Source organism: Flavicella marina (assembly GCF_009193215.1).
Classification (GTDB): domain Bacteria; phylum Bacteroidota; class Bacteroidia; order Flavobacteriales; family Flavobacteriaceae; genus Flavicella; species Flavicella marina.
Genome location: NZ_VYVA01000003.1, coordinates 285,897 through 307,595 on the forward strand (window position 1 = coordinate 285,897; position 21,699 = coordinate 307,595).

Consider the following 21,699-nt stretch of genomic DNA (forward strand, 5'->3'; position numbering starts at 1 on the left):
GATTTTATAGATGACTATAGTAGTAAGTATTATCGTATTTTTAATAGTAATTTTAATTTTGACAGCTGTATTGTTGACTGCCAAAGCGAAATTACTTCCATCTGGAAAGGTTAAAATTACGATCAACGGAGAAAAAACAATTGAAGTTGAAACCGGTGGTTCTTTATTAGGAACATTAGGTAATGAAAAAATATTTTTACCATCAGCTTGTGGTGGAGGTGGAACCTGTATCCAATGTGAGTGTCATGTGCATTCAGGTGGAGGAGAAGCTTTGCCAACTGAAACACCTCACTTTACTCGTAAAGAGTTAGCAGCTGGGGCTCGTTTAGGATGTCAAGTGAAGGTGAAAAATGATATGGAAATTTCTATTCCTGAAGAGATTTTCGGAATTAAGAAATGGAAAGCGAAAGTAGTTTCTAACTACAACGTTGCTTCTTTTATCAAAGAGTTTGTTGTTGAAATACCAGAAGACATGGATTACAAAGCGGGTGGGTACATCCAAATTGAAATCCCTAAAACTGAGGTTAAATATTCAGATATGGATATTACAGCACACCCTAAAGATCATCCAGGTGAGCCAGAAAAATTCCATGAAGAATGGGATAAGTTCAAATTATGGCCATTAGTGATGAAGAATGATGAAACTATTGAGAGAGCATACTCTATGGCTTCTTACCCTGCAGAAGGACGTAACATTATGTTGAATGTACGTGTGGCTTGTCCTCCTTTTGATAGAGTGAAAGGTGGATGGATGGATGTAAATCCTGGAATCGCTTCTTCTTATATTTTCAACTGTAAACCAGGAGATGAAGTTACAATCTCTGGACCTTATGGAGAATTCTTTATCAACGAAGATTCTGATGCTGAAATGATTTATGTTGGAGGTGGAGCCGGAATGGCACCGATGCGTTCTCACTTATACGAGTTGTTCCATACGATGAAAACTGGTCGTAAAGTATCTTATTGGTATGGTGGTCGTTCGAAACGTGAGTTGTTCTACTTGCACTATTTCGAAGCGTTAGAAGAGCAGTTCCCTAACTTTAAAATGCATTTAGTATTGTCTGAGCCTTTAGAGGAAGATAATTGGAATGTGAAGAAAGATATCAATGACGAAGGAGATGGATTTGTCGGATTTGTTCACCAAGCATTGATAGATAACTATTTGAACGCTCACGAAGCTCCAGAAGATATTGAGTTTTATTTCTGTGGCCCACCAATGATGAATCAAGCAGTTGTAAAGATGTGTGATGATTTTGGGGTACCACCAGAAAATGTTCGTTTTGACGATTTTGGAGGTTAAGATCCTTAACTATAATACTAAAAAGCCTGATACTTGTATCAGGCTTTTTAATTTCATTGAAAGTATTTTTCAATGCTCACGACAAACTTTCTATATTTCTTTGTTATTTAAAAATTAATCAGTCAAATCAATTATTATGCAAACAAACTCTAAATATTCTTCTATTCTTTTATATGAAGCACAAATGAACCCTGTGAATGAAGTTGTGTACTTCGACGAAAACATGGAAAAAATAAAGATTCAAGATTCTGTATCAAAAATTCTAAATAAAAACACTGATAATGAAATTGTGCTTTTTAAAAGTGGTTTAGAAATTCCTATCGAAAAAATTTATCGCATCGATATGGAGCTTTCTCCTTACCATTCAAATGATACTTTTAGCTGTGACTGTGTATAAATTAATTGCTATCTAAGACAGCGCGAATTTTCCAGTAGTTTCTTCAAGTAGATTCCAAAGTTCAGTTTGTAAACTTGGATCTGTGATAGCGGTATTCATAGGCTTTTGATCCGTTATTTTTCCCAAAGTCTGTTTTTCTGGAGCTCCCAGCACATCCCCATTTGTTCCAATAACTCCACTTAAGGCTTTTGCAAATTTGGCACCTCCATCGCCTGGACTTTGCGCTTTTCCTATCAGACGCATAAGTCCAAACCCTATGTTTTCCATAGCCCATCTTTTTATAGGTGTCATTTTTGACAATCCATTAGTGCCATAAGTCAATCCAGGAGAGAACCAAATAACATCAAAATTTCTGTTTTTTATTTTGGATATTTTGATCGTCCATAGCGCCCCCAATAGTTTTGATACGCCAATAGCATTCATTGGATTGTAAGCAGAGTTTGAACGGCCTTTTAAGTACTCTCTGAACTCTTGAGTGCTGTTGTATGTTGGTTTTTGTATCATTCCCGGGATTCCTCTTGCGCCTTCTCCTCCAGCATATACCACTCGTGCATTGTCAGCCAGTAATTGTTGCTGAATTAGATTGTGGAGTACGATATGTGCTCCAAATAAATTTTGGTAACTCGTTTTTTCAATATTCGTACCATTGATCTCTATGGTTGGATATGCTGTGTCTATGATAATGCCGCCTGCTGCCAAAAAAACGACATCAAAGTTTTGTCTAGGAAGATTTATAATGGCATTTTCAATAGATGTTTTATTCAGCATGTCAAAACCTCCTACAGGATTCAATTCGCAATTTTCAGCTTCTTTTAATGATGTTAATATCTGATGTTTGGTTTGTTTTGCTTTTTCTAAAGTTCGACATCCCAAAGTTATGTTTGTTGCACCTTCTTTAATTAGTGCTTTGATAGTTTCCAATGCTAACCCTCCGTTAGCACCAACTACAAGTATATTTTTTCTTGAAAGTTCCATATTATGAATTTAAATAGGCTTTAATTTTAGAATGAAAGGATAAGAGAATTGATATTGCTGCAACGGCAATTCCTATATATGCTTTGGTAGGTAATGAAATGAGTATGGTTGCAACAAATACGGTTCTAAAGAGCTTTATTTTCTTACTTAGTATTGCGTATATCATCACAATAAAACTGGTTATGTAGCCAATACCGGTGTAGATAAAATAGATTGGTTTTAAGCCTTCGATACTTATATTTTTACTGGTAAAAACATAGTAAAAGATGAATGGTAGTAGTGCTAAAATTGCATTTAGTATAAAGACAATTCTCAATTGGATAGGTTTCTGTATCATCGTTAGTTTATTTAGATTTTTTATAATTTTTTTTGATTTGTTTGAAGTTATCTTTGTTGACATTTTCTCCGGTTATAACATGATGTTCTACGGCAATTAAATAATCCTTGATACCTTTTTTGAATTTACCTTTTGCGAGCCATCCCATGAAGGCAGGAGTAGTTCTGTAGGTCATGTCGAAAAATACTTCTGAATTATTTTGATCAATTTCTTTTACGGTGTAAACGGCTTTTGTGTATTCGGGATTTAATGGAATTCCTTCTGAGTGGAATAGTTGAACTGTAAATGTGTGATTTTCACGGTCAAATGATAGTTGTTTTTCTTTTACATATTTGGTTCCATCTTCATTTAAATTACATATGCGTTCTGCTCCTTCACCACCATAGGTAATGCTTCCTTGATTATAACTTGAGCTAACAATTTGAGGGTGTGAATTGGAGATGGCTCCAAAATCTTCACCTACTACTTGCCATACATTTTCGATGTTTGCTGGGATTACTCTAGATACAGTAAAGGTTTTTACTTTTTTTTGTGCTTGCGCACTTACAGCTAATACTAAAGCTAAAATTACTACTGTTTTGTTGATTTTGTTTTTCATGATTGTTGTATTTAGGATTAATATGACCGTTCGTCATATTTTGAGTAAAAAAATATTATTTTAATATGTTGTTGAAAATTAATGTTCTAAAATCTTCCAATGGCTTGATGTCGGCTGTAGATTTCATTCGTACCAATGCACCATGCCAACTATTTAATATAAAAGCTCCTGTACTTTCTACGTCAAGTTCTGATGAGATTTCATTTTCATCTTGAGCCCTTTTTAAATTTTGTATGATGATGTTTTCTATTTCATTAAATTGTTCATCAAGTAAGTTTCTGAAATTCTCATTTACATCACTTAATTCCGCAGAAAAGTTACTCATCAAGCAACCCTTATCATATAAGTTTTTCATCTTAAAGCTTTCGATCATTTTGTCATACATGCCTTTCAATGCAGTCAGCGCGGAAGTCTGTGTGTCTAATAAATTCATTTTATGAAAACCAATACCTCTATCCGTATAATTTTTAATCATTTCTAATCCAAAATCTTCTTTGCTTTTGAAATGATTGTAAAACGATCCTTTAGGGATTTCAATTTTATCAGTAATTTCTTTAATTCCTGTTGCATTGTAACCATTCACGAACATGATGTCACGCCCGGCTGCTAGAATATCTTCCCTAAATATTTTTCGTTTCATACTACAAATATAATGACCGTTCGTCATATGTAAAAATATTCTGTGCTTTTTTTGTTAATATTTTTTTAAAAACACTGATTACCAGGTAATTAGTCTATGTGTTTTATACAAGTACTTTGCTTACTTGAATTTTCGGTTCAATATTGGTGAAATTTGGTAAATCACCCATGATTTCTTCGGCATGTGGTCCAAAAGCTTGCTCAAATGCCTCTGGTGATTCAAAATACATGTTGCCCATCGCCGCAAAAGGAGCGTCGCTATTCAATCCTTGCTCAACCGTAGCGCCTTTTAAGGCATCGCCAAGTAAATTCCCTACAATTGCCAAATGCTTGTTGCAGTAGTAATCCATATCAAATGTTTTTCCTTCTCCATTTGCATAGAGTACACTAACTTTTGTCATTCCTTTTTTCATAATGTAAAATTAAATTAAGTTGATTTATGGTTTTTCTCAAGTTATGAATTTCTAAATAGTTTTTATATGTTATTTGAATTTAATGTTTAGTAACACCAATCAACCTTTGGGTGAATTTTGTTTTTGCATACACATTAGTTTTGTTTTTTATCCATACATAAATTTAACATGCGTGTATGGTTTGTTGATTATTAATTAATGAAAATCAAATAATTAGTTAAACTACATATCCTTATTTTGCTTTGGGAATTGTATCATCTTACATTAAGCGAATGACAAAAAAGAAAAAAAGGAAAATCGATGTGTTGGTATTATCTGACATTCATCTAGGAACTTTTGGTTGCAATGCAAAGGAGTTGTTAAATTATCTCAAGAGTGTAAAACCTAAAAAAGTTGTTTTAAATGGTGACATCATTGATATATGGCAATTTAAGAAACGTTATTGGCCTAAATCTCATATGAAAATAATCAAGCATATTTTTGGATGGGTTTCAGAAGGTGTTGAAGTTATATACATTACAGGAAATCACGATGAAATGTTGCGAAAATTTACCGGTTTTTCAATGGGTAAATTGTCTATAGTAAATAAAGTTGTGATGGAATTAGATGGAAAGAAAGCATGGTTTTTTCACGGTGATGTCTTTGATGTTACCATGTCACATTCTAAGTGGTTGGCAAAATTGGGTGCCGTGGGATATGATTTTTTAATTCTCATAAATTATGTCGTTAATAGCGGTTGCTCATTTATCGGTAAAGAGAAAATTTCATTGTCAAAAAAAATAAAAGACAAAGTAAAAGGAGCGGTGAAGTTCATCAATAATTTTGAAACAACAGTGACAGATATTGCTATAGAAAAGAGCTACGATTATGTTGTTTGTGGTCATATTCATCAGCCTTTGATCAAGGAATTTAGTAACAATGGTAGAAGAATTATGTATTTAAATTCTGGAGATTGGATCGAGAATTTAACTGCATTGGAATATTCAAATGGACATTGGAGTCTTTACAAGTATGATGCTAGCGAATTCGGCCCAAAAAAACAGGCTAAAAGTGCTGAAGTTGAACCATCTGATCAAAGTGCGAAAGAATTGTTTCAGGAATTATTAAAGGAGTTTAATTTGTAGTTTGTATTATGAAAGTATTGTATGCAATTCAAGGTACCGGAAACGGTCATTTAAGTCGTGCTAAAGAGGTGATACCTGCTCTTATGAGTAGAGTAGAGGTTGATTTATTAATTAGTGGTACACAGGCAGATATAGAACTACCTTATGATGTTAAATATAGGTATCAAGGTTTGAGCTTTATTTTTGGTACCAAGGGAGGTGTTGATGTTTACAAAACGATTTCAAGTAATAGCTTGAGAAAGTTGTATACCGAGATAAAAAATTGCCCAGTAAAAGACTATGATTTGGTTATTAATGATTTTGAACCCATTTCCGCTTGGGCATGTAAGTTACGAGGTGTCAATTGTATTTCGTTAAGCCATCAAAGTGCTTTGTTGTCAAACGGTGTTCCAAAGCCATCATATAACGACTTTATCGGATCAATGATCTTAAAATATTATGCGCCTTCAATTCAGAATTTTGGATTTCATTTTAAAAAATATGATTCTAGTATTTACCTGCCAATCATAAGAAGAGCGATTCGGGATTTACAGGTTCGAGTTGAGGATCATTATACAGTGTACCTTCCCTCTTATTCTGATGTAAAAATAATTAAAGTTTTGTCTGAAATAAAGGGTGTGAAATGGCATGTTTTTTCGAAAAATTGCAAAGTAGCCTACAAAAAACAAAGTATCTATGTGAAGCCCATAGAAAGTGAAACCTTTGAAAAAAGTCTTTCAGGGGCAATAGGGGTTATTTGCGGAGCGGGTTTTGAAACACCTGCCGAAGCCTTGTACTTAAAGAAAAAATTATTGGTGATTCCGATGAAAGGTCAATTAGAGCAGCATTTTAATGCCGAGAGTTTAAAGGATATCGGGGTTCCTGTACTTGCTAAATTGAAGAAAAAAAATATTTCGAAAATAAAAAAATGGGTCAAAAAAGGAAAAGTAATTCATGTTGACTATCCAGATAAAACCCAATTTATTGTAGACGCAGTGTTATCAAAATACATCATTGCTACCGAATTATCGAATAAGTTATTACACGAGATATAGGCATACAATGAAAAATAAAAAGCCATCTAATTATTTAGATGGCTTTTTTTGTACTTCATAAATCAAATATATTGAGCAAGTGTTACCCAAGTATTTGAATGTTTGTAAATTCTTTGGTAACAACTAAAGTTCTGTTTTCAAAGCTTACATCAGCTAAAGAAACTTCTTCGTTATCGATTTTAATAGATTTTACATCAAAAGGCAATCCGAACAAGTTGATTTTAAATGTTTCATAAGATGTAATAAACTTACCTTGTTTGTGTTGTCTAATGATAAGTTTATTATCACTACCTACGATCTTAAAGTTTCTTAAACTAAAACGACCTTTGGTGTAGTCATACCCATCATTTGCATCTTCAAATAAGTCAGACTCTTCTTTACCATTTTTGTAATAAACATCTAAAGTCATCTGAGTAATTTCTTTTTCACCCACGTATTGTTGTACAGGGTATTTAGGGATTACAGCACCTGCTTTGATAAATATTGGCATGTGGTGTAAATCTGCATCTACCCATGTTTCTTTACCTCCAGAAACTAATTCTTTAGACCATTTGTTATACCAGTCTCCTCTTGGAATATACATTCTTCTTCCTTGAGCGTTTGGTTCGTTGATCGGACAAACTAAAATTTTATCACCACAGATAAATTCATCAATTCTATAATGTGTTTGCGTATCTTCTTGATCAAATAATACCAAAGATTTAAGCATTGGTTCTTTGTCAACTGAATACTTATAGAAAGAAGTGTATAGGTAAGGCAACAATTCATAACGAATTTCGATAAACTTACGTACCACGTTTGTAATTTCTTCGTCAAAAGCCCAAGGTTCTTGATCACCATGGTCACCTGAAGAGTGAGTTCTACAGAATGGGTGGAAAGCTCCAAGTTGAATCCATCGAGCATACAATTCTCCATTCGGTTGCTCAGCGAACCCTCCAATGTCAGAACCAGCAAAAGAGAATCCAGACAATGCCAATCTTTGCGCTTGTATATTTGCAATTTGTAAATGTTCCCAAGTTGCAACATTATCTCCCATCCAAGTGGAAGTATAACGCTGTGTACCAGAATAAGCTGAACGTGTAATTACGAAAGGACGTTTTGGGTAGTTAAACCTTTTTAACCCATGGTATGTAGCTCTTGCCATCTGCATTCCATAGATATTATGTGCTTTTCTATGGCTACATGGGTTTCCGTCGTAATCATGTCTCACATCTGGTGGAAATGTTTTACCAGGAACGTCCATAACTGCAGGCTCATTCATGTCATTCCAAACACCTTTTACTCCGATATCTTCAATCAATCCTTTGAACAATCCTGCCCACCATTCTCTAACTTCAGCACGAGTAAAATCAGGGAAATAACATTCTCCTGGCCAAACTTTACCTTTCATATAAGGTCCGTCAGCTCGTTTACAGAAGTAATCTTTATCCAATGCCTCTTTAAAAACACTGTACTCATTGTCAATTTTAATTCCTGGATCAATAATAACAACAGTTTTGAAACCGTCATCAGCTAATTCCTTCACCATTCTTTTTGGTTGCGGGAAGTATTCTTTACTCCAAGTAAAGCATCTAAATCCTTCCATATAATCGATGTCTAAATAGATAGCATCACATGGTATTTTTAAGTCTCTGAACTTTTGAGTAACCTCTTTTACGTTAGATTCAGGATAGTAGCTCCATTTACACTGGTGGTATCCTAGAGCCCACAATGGTGGTAATTCTGGTGTACCTGTTAAATCAGTATAACTGGTAACTACGTCGGTCATATTTGGCCCATAAATGAAGTAGTAGTTCATTTCTCCACCTTGTGCCCAAAAACTTGTTACATTTCTTCTTTCATGACAAAAATCGAAATAGGTTCTGAAAGTGTTGTCAAAGAAAATTCCGTATGATTTTCCACTGTGTAAACCAGTGTAAAATGGAATTGCTTTGTAAATTGGATCAGTGTCTTTTCCGAACGCGTATGAATCTGTAGCCCAGTTTTCAAAACGTCTTCCTTTTAGGTTGATGTGCTGAGGTTTGTCACCTAAACCATAATAGCTCTCTCCGTTTTGAGCTGCTTTACTCATCTTTACGATGTCTCCACCTAATTCATAGCTCTCTTCCCAGTGAAATCCTTTTTCATCTTCACAAATCAACGTGTTGTCGTTCACGTCATAAATTGATTTTCTTAGATCAGATTTATGAATATGACAAATTAGTTTTGAAGTTGTAATGATGTATTTTTCATCATCATCAGATATTTCTAAATGATTGTATCCTGTATTGGCATCATTTGCGATGGCATATGAAAAATCATTGTCGAATTTTCCAACCGTTGTATATCGAAATCTAAGTACACTATCTCTAAGCACCGTAAGTTGTAATATAACGTTGTTAGCAGTAGAAAAGTGCAAGACATCTACGTCTTTTGTATAGTCAGTAATATTAGAGGGAAATAAATCTCCTTTGTATTCTAGTTGCGTGTTTAAAATCATAAGTACTAGTAATTTAATGAGTTGCAAAACTACTTAAAAAAATAAAAGTAGCAGCTTATATTTTCACGAAATTAACCTTAGTTTATTGTTAGCTTCGTAAAGTGTAAAGATAAAATTTCACATCCGAAATTATCATGTGAAAATTCAGATAATAGGATGTGAAATAATAGTTTTTATTTGGTTATTTTAAAGAAAGAAATACCTAAAGGCGCTAAAGTGATTGTAGCCGAGTTAGACTTGAAGTCCCAAGGTTTTTTGCTGATTTTTATTTTCTTCGGGTTGCTAACGCCACTACCTCCGTATTTATCAGCGTCACTGTTAAGAATTTCAACGAGATGTCCAGGTTTATGTACTCCTATTAAATGATTTTCTCTCACAACAGGAGTAAAGTTACAAACGATAACAATGTCGTTTTTTTCATCGTGACCTTTTCTAATAAATGAAATTACAGAGTCTTCATATCTTTCGTAATTGATCCATTCGAAACCTTCAATTCCAAAAGCTTTTTCATACAAAGCAGGGGTGTTTTTGTAAAGTTTGTTAAGGTCTTTAACGAAGTCTTTCATTTTTGCATGCATAGGATCTTCTAATAAATTCCAGTCCAAACTTTTTTCAAATGACCATTCGTTTTCTTGACCAAATTCACTACCCATAAACAATAGATTTGCTCCAGGATGTGCGTACATATATCCATACAATAATCTAAGGTTGGCTAGTTTTTGCCATTTGTCTCCAGGCATTCTTCCCAGAATAGAATGTTTTCCATAAACCACTTCGTCATGTGAGAGTGGTAACATGAAATTCTCTGTAAAGGCATAAGCCAAACTAAAGGTAATTTTATTGTGATGGTATCTTCTGTTGATAGGATCTTCTTTAAAATACTCTAATGTATCGTGCATCCAACCCATCATCCATTTCATTCCAAATCCTAAACCACCTAAGTTTTCAGGTTTGGTAACCATTGGAAATGCTGTGGATTCTTCAGCGATGGTTTGAACACCTTCAAAGCTTGCATATACTTCAGTGTTGAAATCTTTTAAGAACGAAATAGCATCTAAATTTTCACGGCCTCCATATATATTTGGTTCCCATTCTCCATCTTCTCTAGAATAATCTAAGTATAGCATTGAAGCTACGGCATCAACTCTCAGTCCATCAATATGGTATTTATCCAACCAAAAAATAGCATTACTAATTAAGAACGAACGAACTTCATTTCTTCCATAGTTAAATATCAAACTTTTCCAGTCTTGATGGTATCCTTTTCTTCTATCAGGGTGTTCGTATAGATGAGAACCGTCAAAAAATCCTAATCCATGATCGTCAGATGGAAAATGCGATGGTACCCAGTCTAAGATAACACCAATATCATTCTGATGCAGCTGGTCTACTAAAAACATAAAGTCTTTAGGACTTCCAAATCTTGAAGTTGGAGCAAAATACCCAACCAATTGATAACCCCATGATGGGTCAAATGGATATTCCATAATAGGCATAAACTCAACATGGGTAAATTCCATTTCTTTTAGATAAGAAACTAATTTATCGGCAAGTTCTATGTATGAAAGTGGTCTGTCTTCTTCTACGTTGTACATCCATGATCCAAGGTGCACTTCTAAAACCGCATAAGGTTTGTCGAGTCCGTTTTTATCTTTTCGATACGAAAGCCAGTCTTTGTCTTTCCATTTGTAATTTTCTATATCATAGGCTACAGATGCCGTTCTTGGTGGTTGCTCGCAAGCAAAAGCATAGGGGTCTGCTTTTTCTGTAATAATACCACTATTATTGCTGTGAATTTTGTATTTGTATTGTACACCCATTTCTAAACCGGGTATAAATCCTTCCCAAATACCAGAACTATCCCAACGAACATTTAATAAGTGATCTTGTGAGTCCCAGAAGTTAAATTCTCCAACGACATATACTTTGCTCGCAGTTGGAGCCCAAACAGCAAAATAAATCCCTTTTACGCCATCAACTTCGGCAGGATGTGCTCCAAATTTTTCATAAAGTCTAAAGTGTTTACCAGCTTTGAATAAGTTAATATCAAATTCTGTAAATAGACTAAAATCTTTTACATTACTCATACATTCAGAGGTTTTATTAGATTAAAACAGCAATTGAGGTCTTCAATTGCTGTGTTTTTATTTTTTAAATTACAGTTCCGTTTGGTATTGTTGCTTTGCTTTTTATCACAACAATTCCATCTCTGATCGTGTAAGTATCGGTGTCGGTATCCTCTAAATGACTTCCTCCATTGATGCGCACATCGTCACCGATTCTCGCATTTTTATCGATGATACATTTGTTTATGTAACAACGTTCACCTATTCCAACATAAGGTTTTTTCTGAGCACGACATTTTTCTAAATCTTCAATAGATTGATAGCTGTCTGCACCCATCATATAAGAGTTTGAGATGGTTGTTCCAACTCCAATTCTACTTCGGATTCCAACTATGGAACGTTCGATTCGACTTGCGTTGATAATGCTACCAGCCGCAATCAAAGTTCGTTCTAGTGTGGTTCCCATTATTTTTGATGGGGGCAAAATTCTTGCTCTTGTAAGTACACTTTGTGACTTGTCAAAAAGATCAAAAGCAGGAACAGGATCTGTAAGACCTAAATTGGCATCAAAGAAAGATGAGATCGTTCCGATGTCTGTCCAGTACCCTTCATATTGATAGCTTAAAACTTTCTGTTTATCAATGGCTTGAGGAATTATTTCTCCTCCAAAGTCCATGGTAGTTGTGTCGTCTAAAACTTTTTTAAGGAAGCTTCTACTAAACACATAGATCCCCATTGAAGCAAGGTAGTTTCTACCTTCGTTTTTCATTTCGTCGGTTACTTCAGAATTCCAATTTGAAAGTTCTGAAGCATCTGGTTTTTCTACAAATGACTTGATGATGTTATTGTCATCAGTTTTTAAAATTCCAAAACCTGTAGCATCATTGGCGTTTACTGGTAGTGTTGCAATTGTTACTTGGGCTTTGTTTTTCTCGTGTTGTTTGATCATGTCTGTGAAATCCATTTGATACAATTGATCTCCAGATAATATCAAAGCATAATCCCACTCATGATTTAAAAAGTGATGCATAGACTGTCTTACTGCATCTGCTGTACCTTGAAACCAGTTTGAGTTTCCAGGAGTTTGTTCTGCTGCTAATACATCAACAAATGCATCGTTAAAAAAGCTAAAGCTATAGGTGTTTTTTATGTGTTTGTTAAGTGAAGCAGAGTTGAACTGCGTAAGTACAAACATTCTGTCAATTCCAGAGTTTAAACAGTTTGAAATTGGAATATCTACCAATCTGTATTTACCTGCGATTGGAACAGCTGGTTTTGAACGACTTGTAGTAAGTGGTTGTAGTCTAGATCCTTGCCCACCACCTAAAATAATTCCTAAGACTTTTCTTTTCATAATTATTTGTTGATTAGTTTGTTGTATAATTCTATATAGTTGTTTGCAGCTTTGTCCCAAGAATGGTCAATTTGCATGATTTGTTTTCTGATTTTTTTGAATTTTGGTTGGTCTTTGTATAACTCACAAGCTCTTTCGATAGCAATGCAAGCTTCATCAACTGCCGTATTTTCATGGCAAATACCAAAACCATCTTCTTCAGAAATGTCGGTTATAGTGTCTTTTAAACCTCCGATACTTCTTACAATTGGTATGGTACCATAGCGCAACGAATACATTTGATTGAGACCACAAGGTTCAACTCTAGAAGGCATTACCAAAAAGTCGGCTCCAGCATAAATAATATGAGACAATGTTTCGTCGTATCCAATAAATGCATTGTAATTACCTTTGTGTTTTTCTTTGATACTATTCAAACTGTATTCAACCCCAGGATCACCCGATCCTAAAACAAGTACGTTTGCGTCTAACTCTGGATTAGAAAGTATGGTGTCGAATATTTCAGGCAATAACTCAGCACCTTTTTCACCTACCAAACGACCGATAAAAGCGAAAAGCGGTTTTTCAGGATTTAAATCGAATTTATCGCACAAGAACATTTTGTTGTTCTTTTTTCCTGATAGAGAGTTTTGCTTGTTAAAATTTTTAGATATCATTGGATCGGTTGCAGGGTTCCAAACCTCTGTGTCGATTCCGTTCAGAATTCCGATGGATTTTCCTTTTTCGTTGTCTAACAACCATTCGAGTCCATTTGCAGCACTTCTCAGTTCGATTAAGTAACTTGGGGAAACTGTAGTAACCGCCCAAGCACACTTTACGGCAGCAGCTAAAGGATTGATCATTTGAGCCCATTCAAGCATTCCAGAGTTTGATAAGTCGTATTCTGGAAAATAATACAATTTATCAAAAGAAAATTGCCCTTGATATTGAGCATTATGAATGGTTAAGATTGTAGGTATGTCTTTAAGAGATGCATACTGATGTGCGTATAGCATCATAAAAGGAATCAAACCCGTATGATAGTCGTGGCAGTGAATGATCTCTGGTTTGTCATGAAATTGTACAATCCAATTCAATGCAGCTTTTTGAAATGCTAAAAAGCGTTCGGTATCGTCACTATATCCATAAACATTTTCTCGGTCCATTAAACCTGGAATCTTTATCAGGTAAAGTGGGTAACCTAAATCATCGTTTTCCAAAATCAATACTTCAAAATCATAAAGTAAGTCACCGAGTGATACTGTATTTCTATGATCTATTTTAAAACTATTGTTTTGAGTGAATTTTGTGTTGAAATAGGGCATAACAACACCTGTTTTTTTACCAACTTTATTCTGGTATTTTGGCAATGCACCGACCACATCTGCAAGACCACCTACCTTCGCAATAGGGTAACATTCGGCGCTTATATGTATGATTTCCATTGTTAGATTAATTTGATGTTTAAACTTACGTATTTTTTTTATAAAATTCTTTTAATAGAAGTGGTTTTTCTATGCATTTGTTAATGTGTTTATAAATGTTTGATATGTAGTGCTTTGTGTTGGGTTTTTGAGTGTGTTTTGTTATATAACAGGCAGTTTTAGGTTTAATTGCATGTTTTTTATTGCTGAAAGGTATCGCTATGGGTTTAACATGGTAGTTTTTTTAAAATGTGTTGTTAGACAATTCTTAAAGAGGTATTATTTTGTTTTTTTATTGTCAAACAAACACCTCTTTTTATGTTAATTGACCACCTCAAAAGTGATGGGTAATGAATAGCGAACCCTAACCGGTTTACCGCGTTGTTTTCCAGGAGTCATTTTTGGTAATGTTTTTACCACTCTTTTTGCTTCTGTTTGCAAACGCGGATGTGGTGCTCTTGATTGAATATCTGCTACACTGCCGAATTCGTTTATCGTAAACAAAACATAGATTCTTTTTTTTCCTTCAGAGAGTCCTAATTCATTGGCAAGCTCTGAGTCAAATTCTCTGTTGACATGATTTCTTATTTTTTTTGAAAAACATGCTTTTTGTTCTTGTTGAGATCCTTTTTCACATCCAGGAAAAACGGGTATATCTTCAATGATTGCAAATGGCACATCTTCGGTGATTTCTTCATATTCAGCACTCTCATTTATACTTTCTATGTCTATACTAGTTACAACGGCCTCTTTCTCGTCAGTTTCTGTAGATTCAATGATGGATTCAGGCAATTCTACTGTGTTTTCTACAACTTTGATTACTTCAATAAGTTTTGGTGGAGGTGGTGGCGCTATTTTTATTGCAGGCGGTTTTCTATGAGTGATGATTAGTTTTACCACATCTTCTTCTTGTAAAACAACCGTCGTATGGGAAGTTGTCTTTTTAGTATAGGTCTTGTGCTCAAGTGCAACGTTGATGCTAAATAGTGTTAATACCAATCCTATTAGCATGAATTGCATGCTGTAATTTTCTAAGCGAGCATGAGGATTTTTCTTTGTTTCCATGACGCGAGTTTTTAGGGTTTGACATGTATCTAATGTACGATATATTCTATTGAAAACCTAATAAAAAGACTAAATAGTATTTTTATTGTTTTTAGCCTAAAAAAGAACCTTGCGTAAGGCAAGGTTCAAGAATATGATTTCGAAAAATAAGTACTAGTCGTTTAGTTTTAAAACGGCCATAAATGCTTCTTGAGGTATTTCTACATTTCCCACTTGACGCATTCGTTTTTTTCCTTTTTTCTGCTTTTCCAAAAGTTTTCTCTTACGAGAAATATCACCACCATAACATTTGGCGGTAACGTCTTTTCTAAGTGCTTTTGTTGTTTCTCTCGAAATTATTTTTGCTCCAATAGCAGCTTGGATAGGGATGTCAAATTGTTGGCGAGGAATTAATTCCTTTAGTTTCTCACACATTTTTTTACCAATCGTGTAAGCATTGTCTGCATGTAATAAAGCTGATAATGCATCCACTTGCTGACCATTTAATAAAATGTCTACACGAACGAGTTTAGAAACTTTCATTCCGATAGGGTGGTAGTCAAAAGATGCATAACCTTTCGAAACAGTTTTCAATCTGTCGTAGAAGTCAAATACAATTTCTGCGAGTGGCATTTCAAAGATCAATTCTACACGTTGTGTTGTAAGATAAGATTGGTTTACAATTACCCCTCTTTTTTCTATACACAAACTCATTACTTGACCAACAAAGTCAGATTTGGTAATAATTGAGGCTTTAATAAATGGCTCTTCGACGCGATCTAGACTTGAAGGGTCAGGTAAATCGGTTGGGTTGTTTAACTGAATCGTCGCGTCAGGATTCTTTTTCGTATAGGCATGGTAAGATACGTTGGGTACGGTTGTAATAACAGTCATGTTGAACTCACGTTCTAAACGTTCTTGGATGATTTCCATGTGTAGCATTCCTAAGAATCCACATCGAAAACCAAAACCTAAAGCTGCAGAACTTTCAGGTGCAAATACCAAAGAAGCATCATTCAACTGCAATTTTTCCATTGAATATCTCAATTCTTCGTAGTCTTCAGTGTCTACCGGATAAATACCAGCAAATACCATAGGCTTTACATCTTCGAATCCGTCAATGATTTCTGTTGTCGGTTGAGCCGCATCAGTAATCGTATCACCTACTTTTACTTCTTTTGCTGTTTTGATACCTGTAATAAGGTATCCTACATCACCGGTTTTAACAGATTTTTTTACAACTTGTTCTAGTTTTAATGTTCCAACTTCATCAGCAAAATATTCTTTGTCTGTAGCCATGAACTTGATACGTTGTCCTTTTTTTATTTCTCCGTTCAGTACTCTAAAATACGTTTCAATTCCTCTGTATGAATTGTAAACAGAATCAAAAATTAAGGCTTGTAACGGCGCATCAGGATCTCCTTCAGGAGCCGGAATTCTATCAATAATTGCTTCTAATATATTGTCAACTCCAAATCCTGTTTTTCCACTGGCATGTATGACATCTTCAGGGTCGCAACCCAATAAATCTACAATGTCGTCAGTAACTTCTTCTGGATTGGCACTAGGTAAATCTACTTTGTTCAGTACAGGAATGATTTCAAGATCGTTTTCTAAGGCTAAGTATAGGTTAGAAATCGTTTGTGCTTGTATGCTTTGCGCAGCATCAACAATTAACAACGCGCCTTCACATGCAGCAATAGATCTGGAAACTTCGTACGAAAAATCTACGTGCCCCGGAGTGTCAATTAAGTTTAAAATATAATCTTCTCCGTTGAATTTATAATCCATCTGGATCGCGTGACTCTTTATGGTAATACCACGTTCACGTTCCAAATCCATATTGTCAAGTAATTGATCTTGTTTTTCTCTTTCAGTCACGGCTCCCGTGAAATCTAAAAGACGATCTGCCAAAGTACTTTTACCGTGATCAATATGTGCAATGATGCAAAAATTACGTATGTTTTTCATGCTGTGTGTGTTCTTTCTTCTGAATAGTTTGCAAAGATAGTTTTTTTGAGGGAAAGAAAGTTCACTCAATCTTTATATTCTATGTATAGAAGTATCAAATTTTGTAAAAAAAATCAATGATCATCATTCGGATAGTGAATTGATGTAAGATTTCGAATTTTGTCTAGAGCTTTTATTAAGTCTAAGCTAAAAGATAACGGTAACATCGGACTTTCTATTAGATTTTGGTCCAAGCAATCCATTACATGCTCTGCTTCTAATTGATATCCATTGCCTTGTTCTTTTTCAATATGAATTTCATCAATTTGATATCCTTTTTTATACAACATTGGTCGATTCAATTCTCTAGAGATTCTCACGGCACCATTTTCAAAATAAAATTCGCTGTCGTTGAATGCTGTACATTGAAAACCAGATGAAAGTTTTGCTGATGCACCGTTTTTGTATTTGAATGTGATTTCAATATTCTCATCGATTTTGGTCATGCCGAGGTCTGCATCTACATCTATTGTATCAGGTAGGCCTAATGTCATAAGTGCAGTAAAAACCGGGTATATGCCTATATCAAGTAACGAACCGCCACCGAGGTCTTTATTGAATAATCTATGTTGATCATCGAAAGGAGCAAAAAACTTAAAATCACATTTGACATGTTGTAGTGTACCGAGTTCTTTCGATTTTATAATGTCTAAAACCTTCAAAAAATCAGGATTGAATCTCGTCCAAAAAGCTTCCATTAAAAACACGTTGTTCTCTTTTGAAGATTGAATCATCTGTGCAACTTCTTTTTGATTGATTGCAAAGGCTTTTTCACATAAAACAGCTTTTTTATGTTGCATACATAACAATGCATGATCTTTATGAAAAGAATGTGGAGTTGCAATATAGACAACATCGACATTTGGATCTTGCAACATTTCGAGATAAGAACCATAGGCTTTCTCAAAGTCAAGTTCAGCTGCAAATTCGGTTGCTTTGTCTAGGTTTCTAGAAGTAGCCGCATAGAGGTTTGCATTTGAAAGTAATTGTAAGTCTTTCGAGAATTTTCTGGCAATTTTTCCGCATCCTAAGATCGCCCAGTTGTAGGTTTTCATGATTTTTTAATTTACGTGAGAAAATTACAATTTTGTTTTGGAAATCAAATTACTTTAAGAACAATTCATAAGAAATAGAAAATTGTATCTTTGCAGCTGAAAAAAACATAGATATTTTGGTAAAGATAGGCGATATTGAATTGAATGATTTTCCGTTGTTGTTAGCACCTATGGAAGATGTGAGTGATCCACCTTTTCGTGCTTTGTGCAAAGAGCAAGGAGCTGATGTTGTGTACACTGAATTTATTTCTTCTGAAGGATTGATTCGTGATGCAGCAAAAAGCGTTAAGAAATTAGATATTTACGAAAAAGAACGCCCAGTTGGAATTCAAATTTTTGGAGCCAATTTAGAATCTATGTTGAAAACGGTTGAGATTGTTGAAAAATCGAAACCAGATATCATTGATATCAACTTTGGCTGTCCTGTGAAAAAAGTGGTGAGCAAAGGGGCAGGAGCAGGTATCTTAAAAGATATCGACTTGATGGTTTCTTTGACTGAAGCTATGGTAAAACACACAGATTTACCTGTAACAGTAAAAACAAGGTTAGGATGGGATGAAGATTCTATTCGTATTGTTGAGGTTGCCGAACGCTTACAAGATGTTGGTTGTGCCGCTATTTCTATTCATGGTAGAACCCGTGCACAAATGTACAAAGGAGATGCGAATTGGAAACCAATAGCTGAGGTGAAAAACAATTCAAGAATGCATATTCCTGTTTTTGGAAATGGTGACGTAAATACCCCTGAAGCAGCTGTAAAAATGCGAGATGAATATGGTTTGGATGGTGCTATGATAGGAAGAGCCAGCATTGGAAACCCGTGGTTTTTTAAAGAAGTAAAACACTTTTTTGAGACAGGAGAGCACTTGCCACCAGTTACTATTGCAGAACGTGTGGCCGTTGCCCGTCGTCATCTAGAAATGGAAATTGCTTGGAAAGAAAAAGAAATTTTGGCTGTGTTAGAAACAAGACGTCATTATGGAACTTATTTTAAAGGAATTCCGAATTTCAAGCAATATAGAATGAAAATGGTTACATCTGATTCTGCAGAAGAAATGTATGCAACTTTCGATGAAGTGCTGGCTAAATTTGGAGATCAGACCTATGTATAAAACATCCGTTTTGTTTGGAGTTTTACTGCTGGCTTTGGCTTGTGGTAATTCAATTCCGTCAAGCAAAATAGAGTTTGTTTCCAAAACAAAAATAGTTGTTCCAGAAACATCTGGACTTACTTTTTATAATGGGAGTTTGTTTGCTGTAAGTGATGCAAAATCTTTTTTATATCAAATGTCTTTGGTAGGTAAACTTGAGTATAAATATGCTGTTCCGGTCAATGGAATGGAAGGAGTTGCTTTTGATGAGAAGAAAAAAGCTTTCGTACTACTTAGTGAAACGAAAAGAAAAATGACCTACTATTCATTGAAAGATGGCGTGGGGGCTTCCTTTAAAATAAAAGGAAAACAAAATTCTGATAATGATGGTTTGGAGGGAGTTTGTTTCAACTCGAAAAAAGAGTCTTTGTATTTGCTAAATGAAGCGAAACCTAAAAAATTTCTTAAGATTTCTTCAAAAGGAAAAATAAAAAAGGATTATGATCTTTCTTTTAGTAAGGATGTTTCAGGAATCGTTTATGATGATGTATTAGATGTGTTTTGGATATTGAGTGATGCCTCCAAAGCTTTATATAAAGTAGACGATAAAGGAGAGTTATTACAAGAATTTCCTTTAAATATTGAAAAACCAGAAGGTATTGCTTTAGATAATCAACGTAGATTGTACATTGTTAGTGATCAAACAGCTGATCTTTTTATTTTTCAAATAAAATGACTACTCTAAGAGTTCTTTAGAAATTCTACTACTAGCAATAATTGAGGCGAAATAACCAAGAAGAGTAATTGTAACACAAACAATTGCAAAATTGGTAAATCGAAATTCTATAGGGTATGCTATGGTTGGTGTGATCATAAACAAATGGAATTTGTTTTGTAAAAGAATTAACAAACTTCCGAGTCCAACTCCAACAAACAAGCCTCCTACACTAATTAAAAATCCTTGGTAAATGAATATTTTTCGAATCTCATCAACCGGTGCTCCAAGATTAAATAAGGTTGTCAAGTTTGATTTTTTATCCAAAATCATCATAATCATAGATCCGATTACATTAAAGATGGCAATGATTAAAACTAAGGTGAAAATTAGGTATGCAACCAGTTTTTCAGTATTTAATATTTTGTAAAAAACGGCATTGAGTTCGTCTCTGGATTGAATTTTATAGGATTCCCCTAGTGCTGACTTTAAGCTAGAAATCGCAGACGCTTCTGTGCTTTCTGAAGTTTTGATATCCAACGCTGATATTTTATTGCTAGGATAATTTAACAAGAGCTGTGCATCTGTTAATGAGGTAAAGACAAATTTCTGATCGAGCTCTTCAGAAACAGAAAAAATACCTGTTGGTTGCACGTTGATTTTTTGAAATGCTTTGCTTGGATTCGATACGTAGCCTTTACCAGGTTTCGGTACCAATACGGTTAAAGGATCTCCATAATTTAGTACTCCTAATGACAATTTGTTTGCAATTTTACTACCAACAACTGCAGTTTTTTTAGAATAATTTAACCAGTTTCCAGAATAAATAAGCGTGTCAATTCGAACCACATTGGTGTAGTTTCTATCGATACCTTTTAGATAGGCAATTTGTATTTTTTCACCGCGTTTAAAAAATGCACGTTCTTCAATAACCTTAGAAAAAGCTTCAATACCTTTTGTAGAAAGTAAGGTGTTTTGAATACTATCATTGAAATAAAATGCTTTGCCTTGCGCAGCGGTAATACGAATATTAGGGTCGGTGGCGTTTAAGAATTTCGCACTGAATGTCTTTAGTCCAGAAAATACCGATAAAACTAAAAACAAAGCCAAAGTTCCAACTACAATTCCAATGCTCGCTATTTTGGTAATAATGTTGATTGCATTATTACTGCTTTTAGAAAATAAATAGCGTTTGGCAATGTAGAGTGAAAAATTCAAATTACGATTTTTTCCTTTTTGGTAAAATATCTGGGTTTTTGATAGGGTTGATGTCTTCCCCACGAAGTGAAGCATTGATATTCTCTATATAATCTAAAGAATCGTCGCCGTAAAAAGTTAAATTCGGAACTCTTCTCAATTGATTTTTTGTTCGTTTTGCTAATTCATGTCGAATTGCTTTGCTATTTGATTGAATGGCTGGTACCAATTCATCTCTTTTGTCAGAAGGGAAAATACTCAAAAACACTTTGGCTTGACTTAAGTCGGTTGTAACACTAACCTTTGTTACAGAGATGATTACACCTCTCATGCCTTCTTGGGCTGCACTTTGCAATACGTCTACCAAATCTTTTTGGATAACGCCACCAATTTTTTTCTGTCTGTTTGTTTCTTCCATGCTGCAAATTTAAGGTAATTATTTAAGATGTATCTAGTTTTTTCGAGGTG

At 34.7% G+C, this 21,699-nt stretch carries 19 protein-coding genes; 6 read left to right on the forward strand and 13 right to left on the reverse strand.

Annotated elements, in window-relative coordinates; all coding sequences use genetic code 11:
- Window positions 1-10 precede the first annotated feature (10 nt).
- Window positions 11-1,300 (forward strand): NADH:ubiquinone reductase (Na(+)-transporting) subunit F, encoded by a 1,290-nt coding sequence (gene nqrF / locus F6P99_RS08210; protein WP_152286988.1) that lies wholly within the window; start codon window positions 11-13, stop codon window positions 1,298-1,300.
- Between the two features lie 136 nt (window positions 1,301-1,436).
- Window positions 1,437-1,697 carry a hypothetical protein gene (locus F6P99_RS08215; protein ID WP_152286989.1) on the forward strand — a complete coding sequence of 87 codons (261 nt, stop codon included), beginning with the start codon at window positions 1,437-1,439 and terminating at the stop codon, window positions 1,695-1,697.
- 12 nt (window positions 1,698-1,709) lie between these two features.
- Here the strand turns inward: F6P99_RS08215 and F6P99_RS08220 are convergent, their stop codons facing one another.
- The 4 genes from F6P99_RS08220 to F6P99_RS08235 all read right to left on the reverse strand — a co-directional run bounded on the left by F6P99_RS08220 (window position 1,710) and on the right by F6P99_RS08235 (window position 4,659).
- Complete coding sequence (locus F6P99_RS08220) at window positions 1,710-2,672, reverse strand: SDR family NAD(P)-dependent oxidoreductase (RefSeq protein ID WP_152286990.1); 963 nt, start codon at window positions 2,670-2,672, stop codon at window positions 1,710-1,712.
- 344 nt (window positions 2,673-3,016) lie between these two features.
- Window positions 3,017-3,607 (reverse strand): SRPBCC family protein, encoded by a 591-nt coding sequence (locus F6P99_RS08225; RefSeq protein ID WP_152286991.1) that lies wholly within the window; start codon window positions 3,605-3,607, stop codon window positions 3,017-3,019.
- A gap of 55 nt (window positions 3,608-3,662) precedes the next feature.
- Window positions 3,663-4,274 carry a TetR/AcrR family transcriptional regulator gene (locus F6P99_RS08230; RefSeq protein WP_152286992.1) on the reverse strand — a complete coding sequence of 204 codons (612 nt, stop codon included), beginning with the start codon at window positions 4,272-4,274 and terminating at the stop codon, window positions 3,663-3,665.
- Window positions 4,275-4,350: 76 nt separating this feature from the next.
- A complete protein-coding gene (locus F6P99_RS08235) occupies window positions 4,351-4,659 on the reverse strand; it encodes an EthD family reductase (protein ID WP_226913048.1) in 309 nt (102 codons plus the stop codon).
- A 272-nt stretch (window positions 4,660-4,931) separates the two neighbouring features.
- On the opposite strand from F6P99_RS08235, the gene F6P99_RS08240 reads away from it, so the two are divergent.
- Window positions 4,932-5,783, forward strand: a complete 852-nt coding sequence (locus F6P99_RS08240) for a UDP-2,3-diacylglucosamine diphosphatase (protein ID WP_152286993.1) — start codon at window positions 4,932-4,934, stop codon at window positions 5,781-5,783.
- A gap of 8 nt (window positions 5,784-5,791) precedes the next feature.
- Entirely contained in the window at window positions 5,792-6,817 is a 1,026-nt protein-coding gene (locus F6P99_RS08245; protein ID WP_152286994.1) for a glycosyltransferase family protein, read from the forward strand.
- A gap of 82 nt (window positions 6,818-6,899) precedes the next feature.
- Here the strand turns inward: F6P99_RS08245 and F6P99_RS08250 are convergent, their stop codons facing one another.
- From F6P99_RS08250 to F6P99_RS08280, 7 genes are all read right to left on the reverse strand, one after another.
- Window positions 6,900-9,296 (reverse strand): glycoside hydrolase family 31 protein, encoded by a 2,397-nt coding sequence (locus F6P99_RS08250; RefSeq protein WP_152286995.1) that lies wholly within the window; start codon window positions 9,294-9,296, stop codon window positions 6,900-6,902.
- Window positions 9,297-9,469: 173 nt separating this feature from the next.
- Window positions 9,470-11,383, reverse strand: a complete 1,914-nt coding sequence (gene glgB, locus F6P99_RS08255; RefSeq protein ID WP_152286996.1) for a 1,4-alpha-glucan branching protein GlgB — start codon at window positions 11,381-11,383, stop codon at window positions 9,470-9,472.
- A 64-nt stretch (window positions 11,384-11,447) separates the two neighbouring features.
- Window positions 11,448-12,719, reverse strand: coding sequence for a glucose-1-phosphate adenylyltransferase (locus tag F6P99_RS08260; RefSeq protein ID WP_152287159.1), 1,272 nt, complete (start codon window positions 12,717-12,719; stop codon window positions 11,448-11,450).
- Entirely contained in the window at window positions 12,719-14,140 is a 1,422-nt protein-coding gene (locus tag F6P99_RS08265) for a glycogen synthase (RefSeq protein WP_152286997.1), read from the reverse strand. The genes F6P99_RS08260 and F6P99_RS08265 overlap by 1 nt, the downstream gene beginning before the upstream one ends.
- A 300-nt stretch (window positions 14,141-14,440) precedes the next feature.
- The gene (locus tag F6P99_RS08270; RefSeq protein WP_152286998.1) at window positions 14,441-15,184 is read right to left on the reverse strand and encodes an energy transducer TonB; all 744 of its coding nucleotides are present in this window, start codon (window positions 15,182-15,184) and stop codon (window positions 14,441-14,443) included.
- Window positions 15,185-15,337: 153 nt separating this feature from the next.
- Complete coding sequence (gene lepA, locus F6P99_RS08275) at window positions 15,338-17,134, reverse strand: translation elongation factor 4 (protein WP_152286999.1); 1,797 nt, start codon at window positions 17,132-17,134, stop codon at window positions 15,338-15,340.
- A 113-nt stretch (window positions 17,135-17,247) separates the two neighbouring features.
- Window positions 17,248-18,228, reverse strand: a complete 981-nt coding sequence (locus F6P99_RS08280; protein ID WP_152287000.1) for a Gfo/Idh/MocA family protein — start codon at window positions 18,226-18,228, stop codon at window positions 17,248-17,250.
- Window positions 18,229-18,344: 116 nt separating this feature from the next.
- Between F6P99_RS08280 and dusB the strand changes: the two genes are divergently transcribed.
- On the forward strand, window positions 18,345-19,340 hold the full coding sequence (gene dusB, locus F6P99_RS08285; protein WP_152287001.1) for a tRNA dihydrouridine synthase DusB: 996 nt from the start codon (window positions 18,345-18,347) through the stop codon (window positions 19,338-19,340).
- Window positions 19,333-20,055: an SdiA-regulated domain-containing protein gene (locus F6P99_RS08290; RefSeq protein WP_193316038.1), complete on the forward strand. Its 723-nt coding sequence runs from the start codon at window positions 19,333-19,335 to the stop codon at window positions 20,053-20,055. The genes dusB and F6P99_RS08290 overlap by 8 nt, the downstream gene beginning before the upstream one ends.
- On the opposite strand, the gene F6P99_RS08295 is transcribed toward F6P99_RS08290, so the two are convergent.
- The gene (locus F6P99_RS08295; RefSeq protein ID WP_152287003.1) at window positions 20,056-21,252 is read right to left on the reverse strand and encodes an ABC transporter permease; all 1,197 of its coding nucleotides are present in this window, start codon (window positions 21,250-21,252) and stop codon (window positions 20,056-20,058) included. It abuts the gene before it with no gap.
- Window position 21,253: 1 nt separating this feature from the next.
- A complete protein-coding gene (gene rbfA, locus F6P99_RS08300; RefSeq protein ID WP_152287004.1) occupies window positions 21,254-21,649 on the reverse strand; it encodes a 30S ribosome-binding factor RbfA in 396 nt (131 codons plus the stop codon).
- Between the last annotated feature and the right edge of the window lie 50 nt (window positions 21,650-21,699).

What these genes read in the sequence shown, in the direction of transcription:
- nqrF (WP_152286988.1), top strand. Translation starts at nt 11, where the DNA reads ATGACTATAGTAGTAAGTATTATCGTATTTTTAATAGTAATTTTAATT.
- F6P99_RS08215 (WP_152286989.1), top strand. Translation starts at nt 1,437, where the DNA reads ATGCAAACAAACTCTAAATATTCTTCTATTCTTTTATATGAAGCACAA.
- F6P99_RS08220 (WP_152286990.1), bottom strand. Translation starts at nt 2,672, where the DNA reads ATGGAACTTTCAAGAAAAAATATACTTGTAGTTGGTGCTAACGGAGGG.
- F6P99_RS08225 (WP_152286991.1), bottom strand. Translation starts at nt 3,607, where the DNA reads ATGAAAAACAAAATCAACAAAACAGTAGTAATTTTAGCTTTAGTATTA.
- F6P99_RS08230 (WP_152286992.1), bottom strand. Translation starts at nt 4,274, where the DNA reads ATGACGAACGGTCATTATATTTGTAGTATGAAACGAAAAATATTTAGG.
- F6P99_RS08235 (WP_226913048.1), bottom strand. Translation starts at nt 4,659, where the DNA reads ATGAAAAAAGGAATGACAAAAGTTAGTGTACTCTATGCAAATGGAGAA.
- F6P99_RS08240 (WP_152286993.1), top strand. Translation starts at nt 4,932, where the DNA reads ATGACAAAAAAGAAAAAAAGGAAAATCGATGTGTTGGTATTATCTGAC.
- F6P99_RS08245 (WP_152286994.1), top strand. Translation starts at nt 5,792, where the DNA reads ATGAAAGTATTGTATGCAATTCAAGGTACCGGAAACGGTCATTTAAGT.
- F6P99_RS08250 (WP_152286995.1), bottom strand. Translation starts at nt 9,296, where the DNA reads ATGATTTTAAACACGCAACTAGAATACAAAGGAGATTTATTTCCCTCT.
- glgB (WP_152286996.1), bottom strand. Translation starts at nt 11,383, where the DNA reads ATGAGTAATGTAAAAGATTTTAGTCTATTTACAGAATTTGATATTAAC.
- F6P99_RS08265 (WP_152286997.1), bottom strand. Translation starts at nt 14,140, where the DNA reads ATGGAAATCATACATATAAGCGCCGAATGTTACCCTATTGCGAAGGTA.
- F6P99_RS08270 (WP_152286998.1), bottom strand. Translation starts at nt 15,184, where the DNA reads ATGGAAACAAAGAAAAATCCTCATGCTCGCTTAGAAAATTACAGCATG.
- lepA (WP_152286999.1), bottom strand. Translation starts at nt 17,134, where the DNA reads ATGAAAAACATACGTAATTTTTGCATCATTGCACATATTGATCACGGT.
- F6P99_RS08280 (WP_152287000.1), bottom strand. Translation starts at nt 18,228, where the DNA reads ATGAAAACCTACAACTGGGCGATCTTAGGATGCGGAAAAATTGCCAGA.
- F6P99_RS08290 (WP_193316038.1), top strand. Translation starts at nt 19,333, where the DNA reads ATGTATAAAACATCCGTTTTGTTTGGAGTTTTACTGCTGGCTTTGGCT.
- rbfA (WP_152287004.1), bottom strand. Translation starts at nt 21,649, where the DNA reads ATGGAAGAAACAAACAGACAGAAAAAAATTGGTGGCGTTATCCAAAAA.